The sequence below is a fragment of the Janthinobacterium sp. BJB304 genome (assembly GCF_002735765.1).
In the GTDB taxonomy this organism is placed as follows: Bacteria; Pseudomonadota; Gammaproteobacteria; order Burkholderiales; family Burkholderiaceae_D; genus Janthinobacterium.
On the sequence record NZ_PDZN01000001.1, the window covers coordinates 419,244 to 442,676 of the forward strand.

The 23,433-nt window shown below is 61.8% G+C and carries 20 protein-coding genes and 1 rRNA gene; 9 read left to right on the plus strand and 12 right to left on the minus strand.

Annotated features, from left to right (window positions below; translation table 11 throughout):
- Nucleotides 1-121 precede the first annotated feature (121 nt).
- The 9 genes from bioB to CSQ95_RS01980 form a co-directional block, all read right to left on the minus strand.
- Entirely contained in the window at nucleotides 122-1,168 is a 1,047-nt protein-coding gene (gene bioB, locus CSQ95_RS01940; protein WP_070288973.1) for a biotin synthase BioB, read from the minus strand.
- Nucleotides 1,169-1,199: 31 nt separating this feature from the next.
- Nucleotides 1,200-1,991: a dethiobiotin synthase gene (gene bioD / locus CSQ95_RS01945; protein ID WP_099408242.1), complete on the minus strand. Its 792-nt coding sequence runs from the start codon at nucleotides 1,989-1,991 to the stop codon at nucleotides 1,200-1,202.
- A complete protein-coding gene (bioF, locus tag CSQ95_RS01950; RefSeq protein ID WP_099408243.1) occupies nucleotides 1,981-3,177 on the minus strand; it encodes an 8-amino-7-oxononanoate synthase in 1,197 nt (398 codons plus the stop codon). The genes bioD and bioF overlap by 11 nt, the downstream gene beginning before the upstream one ends.
- 1 nt (nucleotide 3,178) lies before the next feature.
- Entirely contained in the window at nucleotides 3,179-4,507 is a 1,329-nt protein-coding gene (bioA, locus tag CSQ95_RS01955) for an adenosylmethionine--8-amino-7-oxononanoate transaminase (RefSeq protein ID WP_099408244.1), read from the minus strand.
- A 45-nt stretch (nucleotides 4,508-4,552) separates the two neighbouring features.
- Nucleotides 4,553-5,341 (minus strand): enoyl-CoA hydratase/isomerase family protein, encoded by a 789-nt coding sequence (locus CSQ95_RS01960; protein WP_076564571.1) that lies wholly within the window; start codon nucleotides 5,339-5,341, stop codon nucleotides 4,553-4,555.
- A 21-nt stretch (nucleotides 5,342-5,362) separates the two neighbouring features.
- Nucleotides 5,363-6,985, minus strand: a complete 1,623-nt coding sequence (locus CSQ95_RS01965; protein WP_099408245.1) for a carboxyl transferase domain-containing protein — start codon at nucleotides 6,983-6,985, stop codon at nucleotides 5,363-5,365.
- Nucleotides 6,986-7,025: 40 nt separating this feature from the next.
- On the minus strand, nucleotides 7,026-7,472 hold the full coding sequence (locus CSQ95_RS01970) for a YchJ family protein (RefSeq protein ID WP_099408246.1): 447 nt from the start codon (nucleotides 7,470-7,472) through the stop codon (nucleotides 7,026-7,028).
- Nucleotides 7,473-7,565: 93 nt separating this feature from the next.
- A complete protein-coding gene (locus CSQ95_RS01975) occupies nucleotides 7,566-8,852 on the minus strand; it encodes a D-amino acid dehydrogenase (protein ID WP_099408247.1) in 1,287 nt (428 codons plus the stop codon).
- A 93-nt stretch (nucleotides 8,853-8,945) separates the two neighbouring features.
- Entirely contained in the window at nucleotides 8,946-10,262 is a 1,317-nt protein-coding gene (locus CSQ95_RS01980) for a serine hydrolase (RefSeq protein ID WP_099408248.1), read from the minus strand.
- 227 nt (nucleotides 10,263-10,489) lie between these two features.
- Here CSQ95_RS01980 and CSQ95_RS01985 point away from each other — a divergent pair, with 227 nt between their 5' ends.
- Complete coding sequence (locus tag CSQ95_RS01985; protein WP_099408249.1) at nucleotides 10,490-11,230, plus strand: GntR family transcriptional regulator; 741 nt, start codon at nucleotides 10,490-10,492, stop codon at nucleotides 11,228-11,230.
- 14 nt (nucleotides 11,231-11,244) lie between these two features.
- On the opposite strand, the gene CSQ95_RS01990 is transcribed toward CSQ95_RS01985, so the two are convergent.
- Entirely contained in the window at nucleotides 11,245-12,378 is a 1,134-nt protein-coding gene (locus tag CSQ95_RS01990; protein ID WP_099408250.1) for a nuclear transport factor 2 family protein, read from the minus strand.
- Between the two features lie 142 nt (nucleotides 12,379-12,520).
- A complete protein-coding gene (locus CSQ95_RS01995) occupies nucleotides 12,521-13,579 on the minus strand; it encodes a helix-turn-helix transcriptional regulator (protein ID WP_180278923.1) in 1,059 nt (352 codons plus the stop codon).
- Nucleotides 13,580-13,766: 187 nt separating this feature from the next.
- On the opposite strand from CSQ95_RS01995, the gene CSQ95_RS02000 reads away from it, so the two are divergent.
- From CSQ95_RS02000 to CSQ95_RS02030, 7 genes are all read left to right on the plus strand, one after another.
- A complete protein-coding gene (locus CSQ95_RS02000) occupies nucleotides 13,767-14,648 on the plus strand; it encodes an N-acetylmuramic acid 6-phosphate etherase (RefSeq protein ID WP_070223161.1) in 882 nt (293 codons plus the stop codon).
- 45 nt (nucleotides 14,649-14,693) lie between these two features.
- Nucleotides 14,694-15,992 (plus strand): MFS transporter, encoded by a 1,299-nt coding sequence (locus CSQ95_RS02005; protein ID WP_099408252.1) that lies wholly within the window; start codon nucleotides 14,694-14,696, stop codon nucleotides 15,990-15,992.
- A 91-nt stretch (nucleotides 15,993-16,083) separates the two neighbouring features.
- Nucleotides 16,084-17,745 carry a glycoside hydrolase family 10 protein gene (locus CSQ95_RS02010; protein WP_099408253.1) on the plus strand — a complete coding sequence of 554 codons (1,662 nt, stop codon included), beginning with the start codon at nucleotides 16,084-16,086 and terminating at the stop codon, nucleotides 17,743-17,745.
- A 94-nt stretch (nucleotides 17,746-17,839) separates the two neighbouring features.
- Nucleotides 17,840-18,787, plus strand: coding sequence for a BadF/BadG/BcrA/BcrD ATPase family protein (locus tag CSQ95_RS02015; protein WP_257217912.1), 948 nt, complete (start codon nucleotides 17,840-17,842; stop codon nucleotides 18,785-18,787).
- Nucleotides 18,788-18,817: 30 nt separating this feature from the next.
- Nucleotides 18,818-19,618 carry an N-acetylmuramoyl-L-alanine amidase gene (locus CSQ95_RS02020; protein WP_070223153.1) on the plus strand — a complete coding sequence of 267 codons (801 nt, stop codon included), beginning with the start codon at nucleotides 18,818-18,820 and terminating at the stop codon, nucleotides 19,616-19,618.
- Between the two features lie 82 nt (nucleotides 19,619-19,700).
- Entirely contained in the window at nucleotides 19,701-20,603 is a 903-nt protein-coding gene (locus tag CSQ95_RS02025; RefSeq protein WP_099408255.1) for a LysR family transcriptional regulator, read from the plus strand.
- The gene (locus CSQ95_RS02030; RefSeq protein ID WP_099408256.1) at nucleotides 20,603-21,217 is read left to right on the plus strand and encodes a M15 family metallopeptidase; all 615 of its coding nucleotides are present in this window, start codon (nucleotides 20,603-20,605) and stop codon (nucleotides 21,215-21,217) included. Before CSQ95_RS02025 ends, CSQ95_RS02030 begins: the two co-directional genes overlap by 1 nt.
- On the opposite strand, the gene CSQ95_RS02035 is transcribed toward CSQ95_RS02030, so the two are convergent.
- Entirely contained in the window at nucleotides 21,218-22,597 is a 1,380-nt protein-coding gene (locus CSQ95_RS02035; protein WP_070223147.1) for a sodium-dependent transporter, read from the minus strand.
- Between the two features lie 526 nt (nucleotides 22,598-23,123).
- On the opposite strand from CSQ95_RS02035, the gene CSQ95_RS02040 reads away from it, so the two are divergent.
- Nucleotides 23,124-23,433 (plus strand): 16S ribosomal RNA (locus tag CSQ95_RS02040); the annotation flags it as partial.

Below are 23,433 nucleotides of genomic sequence, written 5' to 3' on the forward strand. Positions count from 1 at the left end.
GTCATGGACGTTGTGTGCTGGCGTGTCGGCTTACGCGCTTTGCGCTAAGCCGACCTACGCATTGGTGAGGCGGTATTCGTAGGTCGGGTTAGCCGGCACGGCGTAACCCGACAGGGCTGGATCAGCAGCCGCACTTCTCTTTCTGTACCGATTCCAACATGGCGCCGCGCGTCTGCAAGCCCAGTTTATTCAACAAGACGCGGTCGTCTTCCGCTTCCGGGTTGTCGGTGGTGAGCAGCTTGTCGCCGTAGAAGATGGAATTGGCGCCGGCCAGGAAGCACATGGCTTGCACGGCTTCGCCCATCTGGCGGCGGCCGGCCGACAAACGCACGCGCGCTTTCGGCATGGTGATGCGGGCCACGGCGATCGTGCGCACGAATTCGAACGGGTCCAGCGCTTCCAGGCCGAACAAAGGCGTGCCCTCCACCTGCACCAGGTGGTTGACGGGCACCGATTCCGGGTACGGATTCAGGTTCGCCAGCTGGGCGATCAGGCCCGCGCGCTGCAGACGCGTCTCGCCCATGCCGACGATGCCGCCGCAGCACACTTTCAAGCCCGCTTCGCGCACGCGGCCCAAAGTATCGAGGCGGTCCTGGTATTCGCGCGTCGAGATGACGTTGTCGTAGAACTCGGGCGCCGTATCGAGGTTATGGTTGTAGAAGTCCAGGCCCGCGTTTTTCAGGCGGTCCGCTTGTCCCTCTTCCAGCATGCCCAAAGTAGCGCATGTTTCCAGGCCCAGCGCCTTGACCTTGGTCACCATCTCTTCGACTTTTTCCATGTCGCGCTCTTTCGGGCTGCGCCAGGCGGCGCCCATGCAGAAGCGCGTGGCGCCGTTGGCTTTCGCCTGGCGGGCCGCGTCGAGCACCGTGTCGATGTCGAGGATTTTTTTCGCTTCCACGCCCGTGTCGTAGCGGGCCGCCTGCGGGCAGTAGCCGCAGTCTTCCTCGCAGCCGCCCGTCTTGATCGACAACAGGGTCGCCAGTTCCACGTCGCCGTCGGGGAAGTTGACGCGGTGGGTTTGCTGGGCCTTGAACATCAAGTCATTGAATGGCAGGTCGAACAGGGCCAGCACGTCGGCGACGGGCCAGGTGGCCGCTTCCGGCACGGTGATGCGCGCCGCTGGGCGGTGCAGTTCGACGGTTTTTGCTGCTTCTTGGACGTGAGACATGTGATTCCTTCGTTTCTATTTTTGAATGCGTTTAAGTGTTGGGATGCTGCGCCGGCCAGTTGGGCAAGCCGGTGAAATCGAGATACGCGGCCGCCGCTTCCGCAGTGGGTTGCGCCAGGCGCGGCACCCTGCCCAGCAGCGGCGCCGGGATGCGCTCGATCAGCGCATCGATATTTTCGTCGAGGAAGCGCATTTCCACTTCCAAGGTGTTGGCGACCCAGCCGATCACCGTCAGGCCGCGCGCCTCGATGGCTTCCACCGTCAGCAAGGCCTGGCTGATGCAGCCCAGACGCATGCCGACCACGAGGATCACGGGCAGGTCGAGCTGCTGCGCCAGGTCGGCCGAATCGAAACCGGGCGACAGCGGCACGCGGAAACCGCCCACGCCTTCGACCACGACGGCGTCCGAGGCGGCGGCGATTTCCAGGTAGGCGGCCAGGATCGGCACCGATTCGATGCTCACGCCTTCGAGCGCGGCGGCGATGTGCGGCGCGGCCGGTTCCTTCAGCATGTAGGGCGTGGTCAGGCTGCGCAGCATGGTGACGTTGCCGGCGGCGATCAGGCTGTCGGCGTCTTCATTATGCAGTTCTCCGTCGCGCATCTCGGCGCCGGCGGCCACGGGCTTCATGCCGCAGGCGCGCACGCCGCGCGCCACCAGCGCGTGCAGCAGGGCCGACGACGTCAATGTCTTGCCGATTTCCGTGTCGGTGCCGGTGACGAAACAGGCAAAGCGCGAGGGCAGGCCGATGGCTGCCGGCGCCGGCTGCACGGCCGGCGCCAGGTCCGCCAGCACTTCCGCCACGATAGGGTCATCAAGGCTCATGGCGAGTCCTTTCCAGGGTGTTGACTGCGTTGATCAATTGCGCCACTTCCTGCGCCGTATGGCCGGCCGACAGGGTTACGCGCAGGCGCGCCGTGCCGGCAGGGACCGTGGGCGGGCGGATGGCGCCGACCCACAGGCCTTGCTGGTACAGATTCGCGGCGACGGCCAGCATGTCCGCATTGTCGCCGATGATGACGGGCTGGATGGCGGAGAGCGATGGCAAGGCTTGCCAGCGCTGCAGCTGCAAGCCCTCGTTCCATTGCGCCACCAGCGCGGCCAGGTGCATCCGGCGTTGTTTTCCTTCTTCACCGGCGATGATGTCCAGGCTGGCCAGGAGCGCATGCGCGAGCGCGGGCGCGGCCGCCGTGGTGAAGATGTAGGGGCGGGCCTTCTGGATCAGCGTCTCGATTACGGCTTCGTGCGCGCAAACGAAGGCGCCGCCCACGCCGGCCGATTTTCCCAGCGTGCCCACGTAGACCAGGTGCGGTGAGTGCAGGCCGAAGTGTTCCAGCGCGCCGCGGCCATTGGCTCCCAGTGCGCCGAAGCCATGCGCGTCGTCGACCACCAGCCAGGCGCCGTACTGCTCGCACAGGGCCAGCAGCGCGGGCAGCGGCGCCAGGTCGCCATCCATGCTGAAGACGCTGTCCGTGACGACGATTTTCGTTTTGGCTTTGCTTTCCGCCAGCAGGAGCGTCAGGGCATCGAGGTCCGCATGCGGATACACGCGCGTCTTGACGCGTGCCAGGCGCGTGCCGTCGATCAGCGAAGCGTGGTTCAGCGCTTCCGAGAAGATCTCGGTCTCCGCGTCGCCCGCCGACAGGGCCGTGAGCACAGCGAGATTCGCCATGTAGCCGGTGCAGAAATACAGCGCGCGCGCCTGTTCCAGGTTGGCGCCCACGAAAGCCGCCAGCCGTTCTTCCAGCTGCGCGTGGGCGCGGCTATGGCCGCTGATCAAATGCGAAGCGCCGCTGCCGGCGCCATACAGGTCGGCGCCCTCTTTCAGCGCGGCGACGATGCGCGGATGCGACGCCAGGCCCAGGTAGTCATTGCTGCAAAAGGCCAGCATGGCGCGCCCGTCCACCGTCAGGCGTGGCGCGCACGGCGTGTCGACGGTGCGGCGGCGGCGGATCAGGCTGCGCTCCTCCAGTCCTTGCAACTGCTGTTGTAATCGCGCGATCAGTTCCATCTCAGGCCCCGATCACATGATTGAAGACGGCCAGCGTCTGCTGGCCCAGGCCCGCGATTTCCTCGTCGTCGAGGATGTACGGCGGCATCAGGTAGACGGTGGAACCGATGGGGCGCATCAGCAGTTCGTGTTCCAGCGCCGTGCTGAAGAAGCGGCGCGAAAAGTCGGGCGCCGCATCGACCGCGTCAAACGCCCAGATCATGCCCTGCTGGCGGAAGTGTTTGACTTTTTCATGCTGCGCCAGTGGCGCCAGGGCGCGCGTGATTTTCTCGGCGCGCACCCGGTTGGCTGCCAGCACATCGTCTTCCTCGAAAATCGACAGGGTCGCCAGCGCCGCGCGGCAAGCCAGCGGGTTGCCCGTGTACGAGTGCGAATGCAGGAAACCGCGGCGCACGTCGGTGCTGTAGAACGCCTGATAAATATCTTCGCGCGTCATCACGAGGGACAGCGGCAGATAGCCGCCGCTGATGCCCTTCGACAGGCAGACGAAATCGGGCCAGATGCCGGCCTGTTCGCAAGCAAAGAAGGTGCCCGTGCGCCCGCAGCCGACGGCGATTTCGTCGAGGATCAGATGGACTTGATAACGGTCGCACAGGTCGCGCACCAGCGACAGGTACAGCGGGTCGTGCATGGCCATGCCGGTGGCGCACTGCACCAGCGGCTCGATGATGATGGCGGCGATCTTGTCCGCTTTTTGCTGGAACAGCTGTTCGACTTCGGCGGCGGCGCGGCGGGCCACGTCCTGGGCGGACTCGCCCTCGGCCGCCTGGCGGAAGTCGGGCGACATCACCGTCTGCGAGGCACGCAGCAGGGGGCCGTAGGCATCCTTGAACAGTGCCACGTCCGTAACGGCCAGGGCGCCGATGGTTTCGCCGTGGTAGCTGCCCTTCAAACAGACGAATTCCTGCTTTTCACCCTTGTCGCTGTTGCGCCAGGCGTGAAAACTCATTTTCAGGGCGATTTCCACGGCCGAGGCGCCATCGGACGCATAAAAACTGTGGCCAAGCACGCCGCCCGTCAAGGCGGAGAGTTTTTCCGACAGCTCGATCACCGGTTCATGCGTAAAACCGGCCAGCATCGCGTGTTCCAGGCGGTCCAGTTGATCCTTGAGTTCCGCATTGATGCGCGGGTTGGCATGGCCGAACAGGTTCACCCACCAGGAGCTGATGGCGTCCAGGTAGCGTCGGCCCTCGTGGTCATACAGCCAGGCGCCGCGGCCATGGCTGACGGGGATGAGGGGAACCGTCTCGTGATGCTGCATTTGCGTGCACGGATGCCACACGCTGCGCAGACTGCGTTCGACCCAGCCCGATTGTTTTTCTGCTTTCAAAACTGCTCCAATGATATTCTTAGTCCATGAGCTTTGGACTATTAACTAGCCCATGAGCCAACCCGGCTTGCGCTTGTCGAGGAACGATTGCACGCCTTCGCGTCCCTGCTCCGAGGCGCGGATCTGCGCGATGCGCTCGGCGGTGTCCGCCAGCAGCGCGTCATCGACCGGCTGGCCGGCGATCTCGCGCACCAGCGTTTTCGCTTGCGCCACGGCGTGCGGGCTGTTGCCCGTCAGGGCTTTCAGTACCTCGGCGGTTTTCGCGTCCAGCGCGCTTGCCTCGACTACCTCGTGGGCAAAGCCGATGCGCAGCGCTTCCTGGGCGGAGAATCGCTCCGCCGTCAGGAAATAGCGGCGTGCCGCGTTTTCGCCCATGGCCTTGATGACATACGGTGAAATAGTGGCCGGGATCAGTCCCAGCCGCACTTCGCTCAGGCAGAAATGCACGTCTTCCGCAACCAGAATGATATCGCATGCGGCGACGAGGCCCATGCCGCCCGCATAGCAGTCGCCCTGGATCTTCGCCACCACGGGCTTGGGACACAGGTAAATCGTGCGCAGCATCTGCGCCAGCTGCAGCGCGTCGGCCTGGTTTTCGGCATGCGTGTAGCCTGCCATCTTCTTCATCCAGTTCAAGTCCGCGCCGGCGCAAAAGGCCGCGCCGTTCGCGGCCAGCACGATGGCGCGCACCATGTCGCTGCGCCCCAGGCCCTCGAAGGCGCGCGCCAGTTCGGCAATCGTCGTCTCGTTGAAGGCATTGCGCACGTCGGGGCGGTTCAGGGTCACGGTGGCGACGTTGCCTTCGATGACCAGCTTTAAGGTTTCAAATTCCATTATCTTCTCCCTGAATGCCGCTTACATGCGGAATACGCCGAACTTCGTGTCCGGGATTTCCGCGTTCAAGGCGGCCGACAGGCCCAGGCCCAGCACCATGCGGGTGTCGGCCGGGTCGATCACGCCATCGTCCCACAGGCGCGCGGTGGCGTAATACGGGTGGCCCTGGTGTTCGTATTGATCCTTGATCGGCTGCTTGAAGGCCGCTTCCTCGTCCGCGCTCCATGCGCCGCCCTTGCCCTCGATGCCGTCGCGCTTGACGGTCGCCAGCACGGAAGCGGCCTGGTCGCCGCCCATGACGGAAATGCGTGCATTCGGCCACATCCACATGAAACGGGGAGAGAACGCGCGGCCGCACATGCCGTAATTGCCGGCGCCGAAGCTGCCGCCGATGATCACCGTGAATTTCGGCACGGCGGCCGTGGCCACGGCCGTCACCATCTTGGCACCATTGCGGGCGATGCCCTCGTTTTCGTACTTGCGGCCCACCATGAAGCCCGTGATGTTTTGCAGGAAGACGAGCGGGATCTTGCGCTGGCAGCACAATTCGATGAAATGCGTGCCTTTCAAGGCCGATTCCGAGAACAGGATGCCGTTATTGGCGATGATGCCGACTTTGACGCCATAGATGTGCGCAAAGCCGCAGATCAGGGTGGTGCCGTAGCGGGCCTTGAATTCGTCGAAATCGCTGCCGTCGACGATGCGCGCGATCACCTCGCGCACGTCGAACGGTTTGCGCGTATCGACGGGGATCACGCCATACAGTTCCTGCGTCGGGTATTTCGGTTCGACAGACTCGCGCAGCGCCATCTGCTGCGGTTTTGTACGGTTCAGGTTCGAGACGATGGTGCGCGCCAGCGACAGCGCATGCAGATCGTTCTGCGCCAGGTGGTCGACCACGCCGGACAGGCGCGTGTGCACGTCGCCGCCGCCCAGGTCTTCGGCCGTCACCACTTCGCCGGTGGCAGCCTTCACCAGCGGCGGGCCGCCGAGGAAAATCGTGCCTTGCTCCTTGACGATGATCGATTCGTCGCTCATGGCCGGCACATACGCGCCGCCCGCCGTGCAAGAGCCCATCACGACGGCGATTTGCGGAATGCCCTTGGCCGACAAATTCGCCTGGTTATAGAAGATGCGGCCGAAATGGTCGCGGTCGGGGAAGACGTCGTCCTGGTTCGGCAGGTTGGCGCCGCCCGAGTCGACCAGGTAGATGCACGGCAGGTTGTTCTGGTCGGCGATTTCCTGGGCGCGCAAATGCTTTTTCACCGTCATCGGATAATACGTGCCGCCCTTGACTGTAGCGTCGTTACACACGATGACGCATTCCTGGCCCGAGACGCGGCCGATGCCGGTGATGATGCCGGCGCTGGGCGCCGCATCGACGCCCTTGGCGTCCTGGTACATGGCGTAGGCCGCCATCTGGGAAAACTCGAGGAAGGGCGTGCCGGGATCGAGCAGCATCTGCACGCGGTCGCGCGGCAGCAGCTTTCCGCGCGCCAGGTGCTTGGCGGCAGCCGCTTCGCCGCCGCCGGCCGCGATCTTTTCCACCTTGTCGCGCAGATCGTCGACGATGGCTTGCATGGCCGCGGCATTGGCCTTGAAATCTTCACTGCGCGGATTGAGTTTGCTTTCGATGTGCGGCATTGCGGTTCCTTTTTATTATCGCCCGGTCTCTCGGGTCGCGCTATTCGGGAAAACTGCCGTCGAGATAAAACCAGCGCAGGGCGCCGCCCTCAGCCGCTTCGCGCACAAAGCGGCTCACTTCATGCAGGCGGTGCGCGCGGCCGTTGACCTTGTAGCGGGCCACGAATTCCACGGTGTCGCGATGTATCTCTTCGGCCTGATCTGCTGATTCTGCTTTACGTTGACGTAAACGTAAAGCAGATTTTACCTCAAGTCCCATCCAGTGGACTTTTTCTTCTTCGGCAAACAAGGCGTCGGCGGGACGGGTGCTGGCATGCCAGGTGGCGCGCAGATACGCTTCATCGCGCAAGGTAAACGCCGTGTAGCGCGAACGCATCAGGACTTCGGCCGTGGGCGGAAAGGCGTCGCCCGCGATATACGGGCCGCAGCAGCTGGCGTAGGAGGCGCCGCCACAGGGGCAGGCGGACAATTTCGAAGGTGTGGGCATGCGCTGACGATATGCAACAGAAAAGAGGGAACAGGAAAGTTCCACAATTATCCGCCATAACGGCGGCGCCGGTCGCCGTTGCTGTCGCTCCGCCTACTTTTGAGGCGCGAGGAAGTCCAGCGCGAACGGCGGCGCCTTGCCGGCCATGAGGTCGGCGAGGATGCGCGCCGTGCCGGCGGCAAAGGTAAAGCCCAGCGGACCGTGGCCCACGTTGAGCCAAAGGTTCGCAACTTTGCTGGCGCCGACCAGCGGCGCGCTGTTCGGCGTGGCGGGGCGCAGGCCGGCCCAGGCCGTGGCCTGGTCGTAGTCGGCGCCGTGCGGCATGGCTTCGCGCGCCAGCCGCGTCAGGCCGGCGATGCGGTTCCAATCGATGCTGTTGTCGGCGCCCACCATGTCGACCATGGCAGCCACGCGCAGGTCGCCGCCTATGCGCGCATACAGCACCTTGCGCTCGAAATCCGTGATGCTGATCTCGGGCGCCCTGTCCTGCGCGCGGATGGGGGCCGTCAGGCTGTAGCCTTTCAGCGGATACAGGGGCAGGTAGATGCCGGCCGTGGCGGCCAGGTCGCGGCTCTGGATGCCGGCCGCCAGCACGTAGTGATCCGCTTGTAGCAGGCCCAGGCTGGTGTCGACGCCCGTGATCCTGCCCTTGTGCGTGAGGAGTCGGCGCGCCTCGCCTTTCAATATGAGTGAACAGTTCGGATGCTGCAATAAACGCGTTTCCAGGGCCAGGCAAAAGGCGTGGCAATCGGCCACCGCCTCGCCTTCTGTAAAGATGCCGCCCGCCAGCGCGCCCTGCAAGGCGGCCAGCGCCGGTTCGCGTTGTACGGCTTCAAGCGGCGACAAGACGATGCGCGCCTCTTCCGATTCGGGCCGCGCCACGGCCCGCTGGAAGATGGCGGGCGAGCGGTAGACGATGAGTTTGCCCGCATCGCGCCAGGCATACGCCTCGGGCGGCACCGCCAGTTCCAGCTGCGCCATGCCGGCGCGGCTCCATTCGCCCAGCTGCAGCAGCTTGGCCGTCGTGCGGGCATTGCTGGCTGCATTGCAATTGCGCAAGAAACTGGCCAGCCAGCGCCATTGGCGCCAGTCCGCCTCGGGACGGAAGCGCAGCGGACCGTCTTTCTGCAGCAGCCATTGCAGGGCTTTGAAGGGCACGCCCGCGTCCGCCAGCGGTGCCACATAGCGATAGCTGAGCTGGCCGCCATTGCGGTAGCTGGCGGCGATCGCCACCTGTTCATTGCGTTCGAGTACCGTGACCTTGTAGCCGGCCTCGGCCAGCCACCAGGCCGATGTCAGACCGACGACGCCGCCGCCGATGATGATGACGTGTTGCTGCATGTTGCCTCGCTGCGTTGCGCTCCCATGGTGCGGGAGCATTCGATGAGAGCTTAGAGGCTGGCCATCACGGGAGCCAATGAAACATCATGGTGCAGCCATAACTTTCAGGAATGCACCATTTCAATGCAAGGGCTAGTTGTTGTCAATCGCACCACGGTATAGCGCGGTGAGTATCAATTCCTCGCTGCGCCCCATGGCGGAATACGTGCCCGGATAACGTTCGGGATCGCTGCCCGTACCGCCCACCAGCATCACCATGCCATTCTTGTGCTTGAAATCGAGCACGAAGGCGGAGACCAGGCCATACGCGTCGCCCAGGTGGCCCACGGCCGTGAAGCTGGCGCCTTCGACCAGGCCGTTGCCCTGCTCGATATCGGCATCGAATTGCTGATTACCCAGGCCCCAGACACGGTACAAGCCCCGTTCGCTGTTGCCATTGCATCCGTCCGGCGCCAGCTGCCATTGGCGGCCAAACATCAAGGCGACGGTGGCTGGCTGCAATAGTTGCTTGCCCTCATGGCGGCCACCGTCGAGCAGCATCTGCATGATATTGCCCAGCCCCGCGGCGGAGATGCGCAAGCCGCCCGTGGGACTGAAGACGGTGGCGTTGCTGCCGATCACATAGTTGGCCAGGCCGGCCGGTGGATGCTGGTCAAAATCGTCGGCTTGCGCGATCCAGGGGCCGTGCGGCCGCCACTCTTCCGTCTCCAGCGTGCGCTTGCGGTACAGGGTGGCCGTGTTCGCTATCTCGTCCGCGGTGAATGCCGGCGGATGGTAGCCGCCGCGTACATCGAGGGGATCGAGCAGCAGGCGCCGCATCAGCAAGTCGAAGCGCTCGCCCGTGACTTGCTCCATCACCGTGCCGATCACGCCCCAGTTCAGGTTGGAATACGTAAAGTAGCGGCCAGGTGCCGCGCTGGAATCCCACATCGCGTCGCCGCCGGCCGTAAACACGTCGCGCAGGCTGCGCTCGGGGCCCCAGGCATAGCCGCCCGCATCGCGCAGCGAGGAAGTGTGGCTGAGCAGGCTGCGCAAGGTCAACGGTTGCAGGGGGAAATGCGGGTTGCGCAGGGAAAACCCCAGATAGATGCCCACATCCTGATCCAGGCTCAGCTTGCCCTGCTCGACCAGCCGCATCAGGCCCACGGTGGTCATCATCTTCGAGACGGAAGCGATGCGGAACAGGGTGGCCGGCGTCACGGGCAAGTTCTCTGCCGGCGTGGCGCCGATACGCCGGTATCCAAATTGTTGTTGATACGACACCTTGCCGTGGCGGATGGCGAGTACGGACAGGCTGGCCAGCGGGTGGGCCGTATCGTCGACGATGGCGGCCAACGTGGCATCGAGCGCGCGCTGCTGGTCCTTGCCGCTGCCGGGCGGGGCGGCCAACGCGCTCCAGGTTGTGCCCAGCAGCAGCAAGCCCAGCAAACCCGTCATTTTATTGTGCATGTTTCCCTGTGTCGCGATGTGGTGGAGGCATCGCCAGCATAGGGCGGGATCGTTTCCCAGGCTAATGAAAATTGCTTATTTATCTATAATGCAAAGCTATACGTACGGTAAAACATTGTTTTTTTAAATGTATAACCGTTATTTATGGTCATTTTCCATTTATTCATGGGTGGACGGGCTACGCGCAAGCGCCATCGCTATTACACTAGGAGGACAAGGAGAACTGTATGAGCCAGACCAGCGTAGAACTCAAGGTCGATTTAAATGACAATTCGCCTTTATATATGCAGATCGCCCGCAAGCTGAGCGATGACGTACGCAACGGCCGCTACCAGGTAGACCAGGCCCTGCCATCCGAACGTACCCTGTCCGAACTGCTCGACGTATCGCGCGTGACTGCCCGCAAGGCCATCGATCAATTGGTCGAGCAAGGCCTCGTCGTGCGCCGCCGCGGTTCGGGCAACTATATTGCCCCGCGCATCGAGCAGCCGCTGTCGAATTTGTCGAGCTTTTCCGAGCAGCTGCAGCAGCGCGGCTACCGTCCCGGCTCGCGCTGGCTCAAGCGCGAAGTCGTCATCGCCAGCAGCGACGAGCAGCTGAGCCTGGGCCTGGCGCAAAACACGAAAGTGGCGCGCCTGGAGCGCCTGCGCCTGGCCGACGACGTGGTGATGGCGTATGAAGTGAGCGTGCTGCCCTTCAGCGTGGTGCCGGACCCGGCCGCCATGGGCGACTCGCTGTATGAATACTTGAGCAGCATCAAGAAGGCGCCCGTGCGCGCCTTGCAGCACATCCGCGCCATGAATGCGACGGACGTGCTGGCCAAGCAGCTGGGCATCCCTGATGGCCAGGCCGTGCTGTTCATCACGCGTATCGCCTACCTGGAAACGGGCGAGGCGGTGGAACTGACGCATTCGTATTGCCGTAGCGACCATTACGACTTCGTGGCCGAGATGCGCCGTTCTCCGTAATTCAGCTGCCGGAATTACTGCTGGATCAGGCGGATCATGGATTCGGCCACGCCCACGGATGACTCCCAGCTCATGCCGGTCACCAGCCGGCCATCGACCTCGACGTGACTCTTGCCGTTGGCGCCGTGCCTGAAGATGCCGCCATGGCGCTTGATGCTCGCTTCCGCCGAAAAGGGATAGGCCTTGTATATCGGCGATTCCTTGTTGAGATACGCATCGGGGAACGAGGTGAGCACCTTGCCCTGGATCAGGAAAGTACCGTCGCTGAGCTTCAGATTCTTGATGCCCTCGGTTCCATGGCAGATGGCCGCGATCACCCCGCCGTGTTGCTCGTAGATACGCACAGCGATGTCCTGCAGCGGCTTGTTGTCCGGGATGCCGACGATGGCCGCGCCGCCGCCGACGAAAGCCATGCCCGCATACTCGTCTGCCCTGACCTCGGCGACGGGCTTGGTATGGGCCAGTGCCCACATGAAATCACTGTCGTACAGATGCTTTTTGAGCAACTCGTCCGACGTGACGATCATTTCCAGGGGAATGGCGCCCCCCTCGGGACTGACGAAGTCGACCGCGTACCCTGCCTTGCGAAAGACATCATAGGTATAGGCCAGTTCGGGAAAATTGTTGCCCGCGTTAACTTTTGTACCGGGATATTGATGCACATTCGATACCACCAGCAGCACCTTGCGTGCCTGGCGCGCGGCGGCCGGCTCGCGGTCGGCCGACTTGCTGACGATCTTCCAGGTGCCGGCGATCTTTCTTAAAAGAAAGACATCCATATAGCGCACCCCTTGCTGGGGAATGTGGATCTCGGCCTTGGCGGTGGCCACCTTGCCGCTCGCCTCCACCTTGATCAGTCGCCCATGGCGTCCATTGAATTGGCCTATTTTCTCCTGGGGAAAGAGTTTGGCGTATTCCGGACCGCTGAGCTCCCATTCCGTATCGTTTTTGCCGTCCAGATAAAGACGGGAGGTGATATGGAAGGCCTGGTTGATCTCGTCCTGTACGTTGAAACTGGTGCCATGCAGATACAAGCGCACGGTTTCCCGGATGGCATTTTCGTCCTGGTCGGCGGATGCGGCGGTGCCGGCGGCGGCGCTGCTGAGCAAGCAACAGGCGAGTACCGTTCGCAATAAAAACTGAATCATGACTTTACCCTGAATGAATAACTGCGTTTATCGGAGCAACGACTATTTCAGGTCGTTGTTGGTCGATAAGTTATCGAAATGCAGGGGAGTTGATGTCGCCAAACAGGATTTCAGACTCCGGAATGGCGATTCCGGAGCGGTTTTACGCGGAAATGGCCGTGGCCGCCTGGCTGGGCTGGGCGCGGAAGCTGGCGGGAGTCTGCCCAGCCACTTTCTTGAAGGTGGAGTAGAAGGTGGAGCTGGAATTGAACCCGCAGCGCTCGGCAACGGTATCCATGTTTAGTTGCGGCTCGTCGACCAAGACCTGTTTTGCTTCGGCGATACGGTATTCGTTGACGTAGGTGCTGAAGCTCTTGCTCAGCTTGTCATTCAATACCTGCGACACCTGCGCCTGCGTGCACCCCGCCCGCTTGGCAAGTTGGGCCAGGGTCAGGTTCGGGTTCAGATAGGATTTCTGCCCGGTCATCTGTTGTTCCAGCGCAGCGAGCACGGCAAGCGCATCGTCGTGCGTCAGGCGGCTGTTCTGGTATTTCGGCTTCGGTTCGGCAGGCGTCGCGGTTTCCTTTCTCAGCAGAAAGACCATGACCGCGACATGCAGCGAGAAGGTGAACGACAAGGCGCCGACAATATACGACGTGAACGGCGTGCTCGCGTACGCCGCCAACATGACACAGCTGCCCGCAAAGACGCTCAGCATCAGCATGCTGCCGGTCGCCATCCGCTGTCCGTCGTGCAGCCAGACATGGCGGCTTTGCCAGAGCAAGCTGGCGGTCGCCAGCAGGTAGCATAGCCAGAACAGATGAATCGTATGACTCGAACGGTCCCACACAGGACGATACGCGGAATATGGAAAGGCAACGCCGATGGCTATCAGCAGGCAGGACAGGCCGAGATGCCAGCGCCATTGCTGGCCGGCAGGCTGTTGTGCAAGGCCGGCGATGAAGGAATGCACATAGAGATAGGTCAAGGGACCGATCAGCAGACAGGCCGACAGTCCCAGCTGGCGGAATTCGATGGCGATCGCCGGGTTGAAGTAGAGGAAGGCGGATTTGGCGGTGCGCACCCCCACGGCAAGCAGCAATGCGCCGAGCATGCAGTCGGCCAGGCAGCGAGGCCGGCGGCTGAAAAAATAGACGGCCAGGAAAATGCCGTTGATGGCGCCAAGGGCGCTAAACAGGAACAGCAATTGGCGAGCGATCATGGGGCATGTCGTGGATGTTGGCGTCGAACCCAAGTATAGACACAAACGGGAGCGTATCGAAGTACAAGTAGTACACCACGTTCCTGTATTAGCCATAAACTCCCGTTATGCCCGCCCGCCATCCTTTCATGGCTGATCTTGCTCGTTGGTATTAAACTGGTTTCACCTTCAACCATGTTCTGAAATCATGTTGAAAACTGAAACCCCGAGCCGGCGGCATCCGGATCTGGACTTGTATCCGGTGGAGCAACTGGTGGCGGCGTTGGTCGACGACCAGTTCTGGGCCGTCGAAGCCGTGCGGCTGGCCTCGCCGCAAATCGGGGCCGCCATCGCGGCCGCCCTGCCCCGCATCGCGGCCGGCGGACGCTTGCTGTACGTGGGCGCTGGCACGTCGGGACGTCTGGGCGTGCTCGACAGCGTTGAATTGACGCCCACGTTTTCCTGGCCGCCCGAGCGGGCCGTCGCCATTCTGGCCGGCGGCGCGGGCGCCATGTTCACGGCCGTGGAGGGGGCGGAAGATGATGTACAGCAAGGCGAACGCGATGTGCTGGCCCTGTTGCCGCAAGAAAATGATGTCGTGATCCTGCTGGCCGCCTCCGGCGCCACGCCGTACGTGCTGGGCGCCCTGCTGGCCGCGCGCAAGGCGGGCGCCTTGACGATAGGCATTGCCAACAATGTGGACGCCCCCGTGGCGCACGAGGCACAATGCGGTATCGTGCTCGACACAGGCACGGAAGTCATTTCCGGCAGCACGCGTTTGAAAGCGGGTACGGCGCAGAAAATCACCCTGAACACGATTTCCAGCGCCCTGATGGTCGGTTTGCACAAAACTTACGGAAACTTGATGGTAGACTTGAAGCCGACCAACGCCAAGCTGATCTGGCGGGCCGTGCGTCTGACCATGCATGCCACCGGCGCCAGCGAGGTGCAGGCCAGGACCGTGCTGGAGCAATGCCACTATCACGTCAAGGTGGCGATTGTTGCCTTGATCAAAAAAATCAACACAAACCAGGCACAGGCATTGTTGGCCGGCGCAGGCGGCAGTGTGCGGGCGGCACTGGCGGCGTGATCCGATGGCGCGGCATTCTTCTGTCTGGGAGACCAAGAAGGATGTATGGAGCTAGTGAAACAACCCGTCCCGGTGCGCACCAATAAGCCGTGGCTGTGGATCCCTTCCCTGTATTTCGGCCAGGGTATCCCCTACGTAGTGGTCATGACCTTGTCCGTGATCATGTACAAGAATTACGGCTTTTCCAATACGGATATCGCGCTGTACACGAGCTGGCTGTACTTGCCTTGGGTCATCAAGCCCCTGTGGTCGCCCTTCATCGATATGTACCGCACCAAGCGCTTCTGGATCGTCGGCTTGCAGCTGGTGATCGGCGCCGCGCTGGCGCTGGTGGCCCTGACGACGTCGCTGCCCCATTTCTTCCAGATCAGCCTGGCCATCTTCTGGCTGATGGCCTTCAGTTCCGCCACGCATGATATTGCCGCCGACGGCTTTTATATGCTGGGCCTGGAAGAGCATCAGCAGGCGGCCTTCGTGGGCGTGCGCAGCACGTTTTATCGCCTGGCCATGATTGCGGGCCAGGGCGGCCTCGTGTATCTGGCCGGCTATCTGACGCATGCGACGGGCAATGTGCAGCTGGCCTGGTCCGTCGTGTTCGCCATCCTGGCGGGCCTGTTCATCGCCCTCTTCCTGTACCACTATTTCATTTTGCCCAAGCCTAAAGATGACCGGCCCAGCATCCAGGGCGCCGGCATTTCTCCGCTGCAAGAGTTCATCGCCACCTTTGCGGCCTTCTTCAAGAAGAAGGATATTGTCGTCATCCTTGGCTTCTTGCTGCTGTTCCGCCTCGGCGAAGCGCAATTGCTCAAATTGGCCGCGCCCTTCCTGCTCGACCCTGTCGCCAAGGGCGGCCTGGGCCTCACGACGGAACAGGTGGGCCTCGTCTACGGCACCATCGGCGTGATCGCCCTGACCCTGGGCGGCTTGCTGGGAGGCTTCATCATTTCCCGCTTTGGCTTGAAACGCTGCCTGTGGATCATGGTGCTGTCCGTGCACTTGCCCGACCTGGTGTTTGTGTACCTGGCCAGCGCCTTGCCCAGCAACATTTATGTGATCGCCGGTGGCATTGCGTTGGAGCAATTCGGTTACGGCTTTGGTTTCGCCTCGTATATGTTGTACATGATCATGGTGTCCGATGGCGCGCATAAAACGGCCCATTACGCCATTTGCACGGGCTTCATGGCACTGGGCATGATGTTGCCGGGCATGGCCAGCGGCTGGATCCAGCAAATGCTCGGTTACCAGCACTTCTTCATCTGGGTGTGCATCGCCACGATTCCCGCTTTCATCATGGCCGCGCTGGTCAAGATCGATCCCGAATTCGGCAAGAAGGCCGAGACCTGATTCTTTTGAACCGTGCGCCCGCATGGATGGCGGGCGCACAGTAAAATGCCCGCACCGATAGACCTGCGCTTCACCACTGCAAGGAATTGTTTTGTTGTCTACTTTGAAAAAACGCCTGAGTGCCACGGCCGGCGTGCTGGCCGCCTTGGCCACCGCCACATTGCTCAGCAGCTGTACCAGCACCAAAATGCCGTCCGCAGTGACGCCAGGCGAAGCGGGCTTGCCGGCCGTGCCGCCCGTGCAGCACATCACGGGCGAAGTGCCGCCGCCGGCGCCGCGCGAATTCCGCGCCGCCTGGGTCTCGACGGTGGCCAATATCGACTGGCCCAGCCGCAGCAATTTGCCTGTCGCTAAGCAGCAAGCCGAAGCGATCGCCATCCTCGACCGCGCCAAGTCCTTGAATCTGAACGCGATTGTGCTGCAGGTGCGCCCCAGCGCCGACACGATTTACCCGTCGCAGCTGGAACCGTGGTCGGAATACCTGACAGGCAAGCAAGGCCAGCCGCCATTGCCCATGTATGACCCGCTGGCCTTCTGGGTGGCCCAGGCGCATGCGCGCGGCCTCGAGTTGCACGCCTGGTTCAACCCGTACCGGGCCCGTCACGCCACGGCCAAGTCGCCGCTGGCGCGCGACAGTTTCGCGTCCACCAACCCCGCGTCCGTCAAGCAATACGGCCGCTACCTGTGGATGGACCCGGGCGATGCGGCCGCGTCCAAGCATACGACGGACGTGGTGCTCGACGTGGTGCGCCGCTACGATATCGACGGCGTGCACATCGACGACTATTTTTATCCGTATCCGATCGACGCGCCTGGCGCCGGCGCCGGTGCGGAAACGGCCGCGCTGGACGCGGGCAATGGCGGCGCCAAGCGCGAACTGCCCTTCCCCGATGAGCCTTCCTGGCAGCAATATCTGCTGGCCGGCGGCCAGCTGGACCGCGCTTCGTGGCGCCGCCAGAACGTCAACCAGCTGATCGAAGCCTTGTATACAGGCATCCACCGCGAAAAGAGCTGGGTGCGTTTCGGCATCAGCCCGTTCGGCATCGGCCGTCCCGACCGCCGCCCTGCCGGCATCGTCGGCTTCAGCCAGTACGATAAATTGTATGCGGATGCGGAACTATGGCTGGCCAAGGGCTGGCTCGACTACCTGTCGCCGCAGCTGTACTGGCCCGTGGCGCAGGCGCCGCAAGCGTTTGGCGTGCTGCTCGACTACTGGCTCGCGCAAAATCCGTATGGCCGCCACGTGTGGCCCGGTTTATATACGAGCCGCATCGACAATTCCGCCAAATCCTTCACGCCGCAAGAGATCATCAAGCAGATCGAAGTGACGCGCACGCGCCCCGGCGCGAATGGCCAAGTGCATTTCAGCATGGTGCCCCTGATGCAGAACCGCAAAGGTGTCAGCGAGCAACTCAAGGCGAGCGTGTATCAAAGCCCGGCCCTGATTCCCGCCACGCCGTGGCTGGGCAAGGAAGCACCGGGCACGCCCGTGCTGGCTTTGCGCCGCGATTCCACCAGCCTGAACGTCAAGTTGACGTCGGGCGGCGGCAAACCCGTGGCGCAATACGCCATCTGGGCCCGCTACGGCGAAGACTGGCGTTTCACCGTGGTCACTGGCGTGCAGGCTGAACTGACCCTGGTTGATGATGCCATCGGTAAAGTCAATGCGGTGGTGGTCAGCGCCGTGGACCGCCTCGGCAATGAAAGCCCTCGCGTCACCGTGCGCGCACCGTTTACGGCCCCTGCCAAGTAATTGTTGAGCGTTCACCACTAGTCCATAACCTGTAGGCATGAAACATGCGCAAGCTTTCATGCCTGCAAGCTTCGCTTGGCTTTACACTCATGCCATGATTTCCTTCCCTGCAACCAATACTGATACTGCCGTGCTCGGGCTGGGCATCGACGCGGGCGGCACGCAGACGCGCTGGGCCTTGGCCACCGCCGACGGCGCCATCGTGGCCGACGGGGCCGTCGAAGGCTTGTCTGCCTTGCAAATGGGCAGCGATGCGGGCCGCGCCGCCGTGCACGCCACGTTTGCCCGGCTGTGCCAGGCCGTGCTGGCCGTTGGCCAACCGCGTGCCGTGGTGGCGGGCTTGACGGGTTTTGGCGGCGATGATGTTGTGCTGGCGCAAACCTTGGCCAGCCTGCTGGCGCTGGATGCCGCTGACGTCAGCCTGGGCAACGACATTGAAATCGCCTATCGCGACAGTTTTGAACCTGGCGAAGGTTATCTGGTCTACGCTGGCACGGGTTCGATCGCCGCCTGGATCGATGTGGATGGCGGCTTTCACCGCGCGGGCGGGCGCGGCGTGCTGCTCGACGATGGCGGCGGCGGCTACTGGATCGCGCGCGAAGCCTTGCGCCACATCTGGCGCCGCGAAGACGAGGCGCCCGGCAGCTGGCACAGTTCGCCTATGGCCGAAGCCGTATTTGCGCAACTGGGCGGCAGCGACTGGTCGCTGTCGCGCGCCTTCATGTATGGCCAGGACCGGGGCGCCATCGGCCGGCTGGCGCTGGCCGTGGCCGCCAGTGCGGATGCCGACCCGCTGGCGCTGGACATCTTGCAGCGCGCGGGACAGGAACTGGCGCGATTGGCGCTGGCGCTGACGGCGCGCTACGGTCCCCGTCCCGTGGTGCTGGCCGGGCGCGCGGCGCAATTGCACCCGGCCATCGCGGCTGCCATGCGCGCCGCTTTGCCTGTATCGTTGATGATGGAGCAAAAAGTTGCCCGTTCGCATGAGGCCGCGGCCAAGCTGGCGGCCAGGACGGCGAGCCAGCGTATTGTCAAGTACTGACTATTTTATTAACCCGAACACGGATCTTTCATGAAAAAAATCGCCCTCGCCCTGCTGGTGGCACTGCTTTCCGCGTGTACCACGCCCGCGCCGCACCTCGACCATAGCTTGACGGCGCGCAGCCAGAGCCCGCGCGTGAAATTCATCGTCATCCATTACACGGTCAGCGACCTGCCCCGTTCGATCAAGATCCTGACGGAACAAGTAGTCAGCAGCCATTATTTGCTGACGGACACGGATAAGCCGAAGTTTTACGTGCTGGTCGACGAATCGCGCCAGGCCAATCACGCGGGTGTGAGTAACTGGAAGACTTATACACAGTTAAATGTCAGCTCGATCGGCATCGAGATCGTCAACCCTGGCTACAAGGACACGCCGGAAGGCCGCCTCTGGTATCCATTCCCGCAGGCACAGATCGATGAACTCATTCCGCTGTTGAAAGATATCCAGGCCCGCTACAACATCGCGCCGGAAAATATCCTGGGCCACAACGAAATCGCCCCGCAGCGCAAGCAGGACCCGGGTCCGCTGTTTCCATGGCGTCAGCTGGCCGATGCGGGCCTGATCGTCTGGCCCGATGCCAACCGCGTGGCCGCGCAACGCCTCATTTTTGAGCAGCAAGTGCCGGACGCCGTCTGGTTCCAGAAAAAACTGGCCCAGCATGGCTATGCGACGCCGCAGACGGGTATGTTCGACGAAGCGACGCGCAATGTGCTGATCGCCTTCCAGATGAAATACCGCAATACGCGCTTTGACGGCATGCCCGATGGTGAAACGGCCGCCCTGCTGGAAGTGCTGACGACACCGGCCACAGCTGTTGCAACAAAGTAGCATGGCCGTTCCAGCCCATGACTTTTTCTTATATGCTGAACATTACGGCCCAGGCGGCCACGGCAAGGTAAAGGAATAGCTCATGCGGCTGCGTCATATCGAAGTGTTTCACGCCATCATGCAAGTTGGCACCATCAGCGGCGCCGCCCAGGTGCTGCATATCTCGCAGCCGGCTGTGACCAAGGTCTTGCAGCATTGCGAGTTGCAACTGGGCATGCCGCTGTTCGAACGCGTGCGGGGCAAGCTGTACCCGAAGCCCGAGGCGCACCGTTTGTTTGTCGAGACGGAAAAGCTCAACCGCGATTTATTGGGCATTCGCCGCCTGGCGGCCAGCCTGAAGGGCCATGCGGTGGAAACCATCCGCCTGGTCTCGACGCCGACGCTCGCCATCAGCGTCTTGCCCTTTGCCATGACGGAGTGGCGGCGCGACTTTCCTCACACGCGTTGCCAACTGGCTACCCACCACACGGGCGAGATCGTCAATACCTTGCGCCTCGGTGAAGCGGACCTGGCCGTATCGCTGCAAGACCCGCGCCATCCGGGCATCGTGGCCGAACCCATTGCGCAGGGTGTTATGACGGTGATCGCCCCGGCCGGCACCTGGCATGCGGCCGATTGCGGCACACCGTTGACGGCGCATGGCCTGAATGGCGAACTGATCGGTCATGCGGACAACGATCCGCTGGGCGAACTGGTGGTCGCCGCCTGCGAGGCGCAGGATATCCACCCCGTGTTTTCTACCGTGGTGCAGACCTATCAAATCGCCCGTTCCCTGGTGGAAGCGGGCGCCGGCATGGCCGTGGTCGACCCGTTTACGGCCGCGTCCGGCTCGCCCGAGCGGCTGCAGCGCCGTCCCTGGGCGCCCACGATACCGATCCAACTATATTTATTGACGGCGAGCCACTCGCCGCTGTCGCATGGCGCGCGGCGCCTGGCCGACAGCATTGGCGTGGCGGCGCGCAACTGCCTGGAAAGAGGAGTCTGATGTCTGTTGCAAGTTTGCAATTGGAAGCGGTCGGCAGCGATCCGCAATTTCGCCATCTGAGCAGCATCGCCGGCATCGCCGTCGACTTGCGCTATGCCACGCCCGACAATTTCGTTGGCCGCGACTTGTACAGCCCCATCGATTGCGCCTGGCTGCATCGCGACGCCGCCGCCGCGCTGGAAAAAGCCGTGGCTTGGCTGGCCGTGCATCGCCCTGATCATCATTTATTGGTGCTCGACGCCCTGCGCCCGCAGCGGGTGCAGCAGCAATTGTGGGATGCGCTGCAGGGAACGGAGTTGCTGGGCTACATCGCCGAGCCGTCGCGCGGCTCCATCCACTCGTTCGGCATGGCACTCGACATCACGATCGTCGGCCCGGACGGCCGGGAATTGGACATGGGTACGGGCTTTGATGACCTGAGTGAGCGCTCACACCCTGCGTTGGAACTGGTGTTGCTGGAAAAGAGAGAAATTACCGAGGAGCAAGTAGAACATCGCCGTTTGTTGCGTGACGCCATGTTCCAGGCGGGTTTCTTCGGCATCAACAGCGAATGGTGGCATTTCGATTGCGGCGACCGGGTGCTGGTGCGCCAGACCTACACCCGGGTACTCTGATTAGAAGACCTTTAATCCCTTCAGCATCACGATCAGGATCAGCACGGGCGAGACAAAGCGCAGCAGGAACAGCAGCACGTGCGCCAGAGTTTGATTTTGCAACTGACCATGATTGCTGATCGCCTCGATGAAATGCTGCTTGCCCCAGGCCCAGCCTGTAAACAAGGCAATCGCGATGCCGCCCACAGGCAGGAAGATATTCGACGAGACGAAGTCGAACAAATCAAACATATTCAAATTGAATAGCTTGAAGTCCGCCAGGGTGCTGTTACTCAGCGCGCACACGGAACCGAGCACGGCCAGCAGAAGCATGGTCACGATGGTGGACTTGGTGCGAGTCCAGCCGAAGCGTTCATGGAAAATCACCACGGGCACTTCCATCAGCGACAGCATCGCCCCTGTGGCAGCCACGGCGGCCAGGATGAAGAACACCACCATCAGCACTTGTCCCATGGGAATTTGCGAAAACACGGCCGGAATCGTGATGAACACCAGCGACGGTCCCGCGCTGGGGGCGAAGCCAAACGTGAACACGGCGGGGAAGATGGCGATACCGGCCAGCATCGATACGCCGAGGTCGGCCGCCATCACGCGCAAAGTGGTGACGGGGATATTCTGGTCATCGCGGAAATAGCTGCCGTAGGTCATCATCGTGCCCATGCCGACGGACAATTTAAAGAAGGCCAGGCCCATGGCTGTCAGCACGACGGAAGCCGTCAGCTTGGAAAAATCAGGGCGGAACAGGAAAGCCAAGCCTTCGCCCGCCTTATCGAGCGACAGGCTGACCGCGCACAGCAGCAGTAACAGCAGGAACAGCAGCGGCATCAGCTTCTTGGCGATCGCCTCGATGCCCTTGGTCACGCCCAGCATCAATATGCCGCCGATAAACAGCAGCACGCCCCATTGCCAGAACAGCGATTGCAAAGGATTGCTGATCAGCGAGGCGAAGGCCGCTTCCGTCACCAGCTTGTCGCTGCTCAAGATGGAGCCGTCGATGGCCTTGGCGATGTACGCAAACACCCAGCCCACCACTTCCGAATAAAACGCGACGATCAGGAAGGCGGCGACCATGCCGATAAAGCCGACCAGCCACCAGGGCTTGCCCTTCGGTGCCAGCTGTTCCATGGTGGAAATCGGGTTGACCTTGGCGCGGCGCCCGAGGGTGATTTCCGCGATCATCACGGGCAGTCCTACTAATAAGGTGGCGAGCAGATAGATGAGCAGGAAGCCGGCGCCGCCATTGGCGCCTGTTAGATAGGGGAACTTCCAGATATTTCCGAGACCGACTGCGGAACCGAGGGTGGCGGCGAGCACGCCGAAGCCAGTGGTAAAGCCAGCTCGTTTCAGGGTCAGGCCTGATCCTTGAGCTTGTTGTTTCATGGTGAATCTTCTATGGTTCTATATATAGACAAGCGCCGTTTGGCGCGGAGGGGGCGAAATTGTAGCAGTTGGCCGCAAAAGCACCGGAAAAGCCTTGCTTCCGCTGGGGCGCTTTGCTATAGTTCGCCTCCCCAATGAGACGCAGTCAAATGCGGCAGTTGAGGATCACCGGAAACGGCGATGAGTAGTAAAAGAAGGAGTTGACGGATGTAGTGAAATGCTTCATACTCTTCCTTCTTCGCAGCTGACAAACACAACGCTTTGTCGATAGCGCGAAAGTAGCACCGAATACAGTTCTTTAACAATTAACAGTCGATAAGTGTGGGCATTTGATGCAAGTGCAGCGTCAATCTTCGGATTGACGTAAAACTTAAAATATCAAATGTTCACAAGAAATAATGAAATAGGATACTTCTTCGGAAGTAGCCTGTCAGTTTTTTGAGTGAGCAAACACCTCGCAATGCGAGGGGTTTGAACTAGTTAAATAGTTCGACCATGCCGGTAAAACGGCAAAGTAACAGAGATTAAACTGAAGAGTTTGATCCTGGCTCAGATTGAACGCTGGCGGCATGCCTTACACATGCAAGTCGAACGGCAGCACGGAGCTTGCTCTGGTGGCGAGTGGCGAACGGGTGAGTAATATATCGGAACGTACCCTGGAGTGGGGGATAACGTAGCGAAAGTTACGCTAATACCGCATACGATCTAAGGATGAAAGTGGGGGATCGCAAGACCTCATGCTCGTGGAGCGGCCGATATCTGATTAGCTAGTTGGTAGGGTAAAAGCCTACCAAGGCATCGATCAGTAGCTGGTCTGAGAGGACGACCAGCCACAC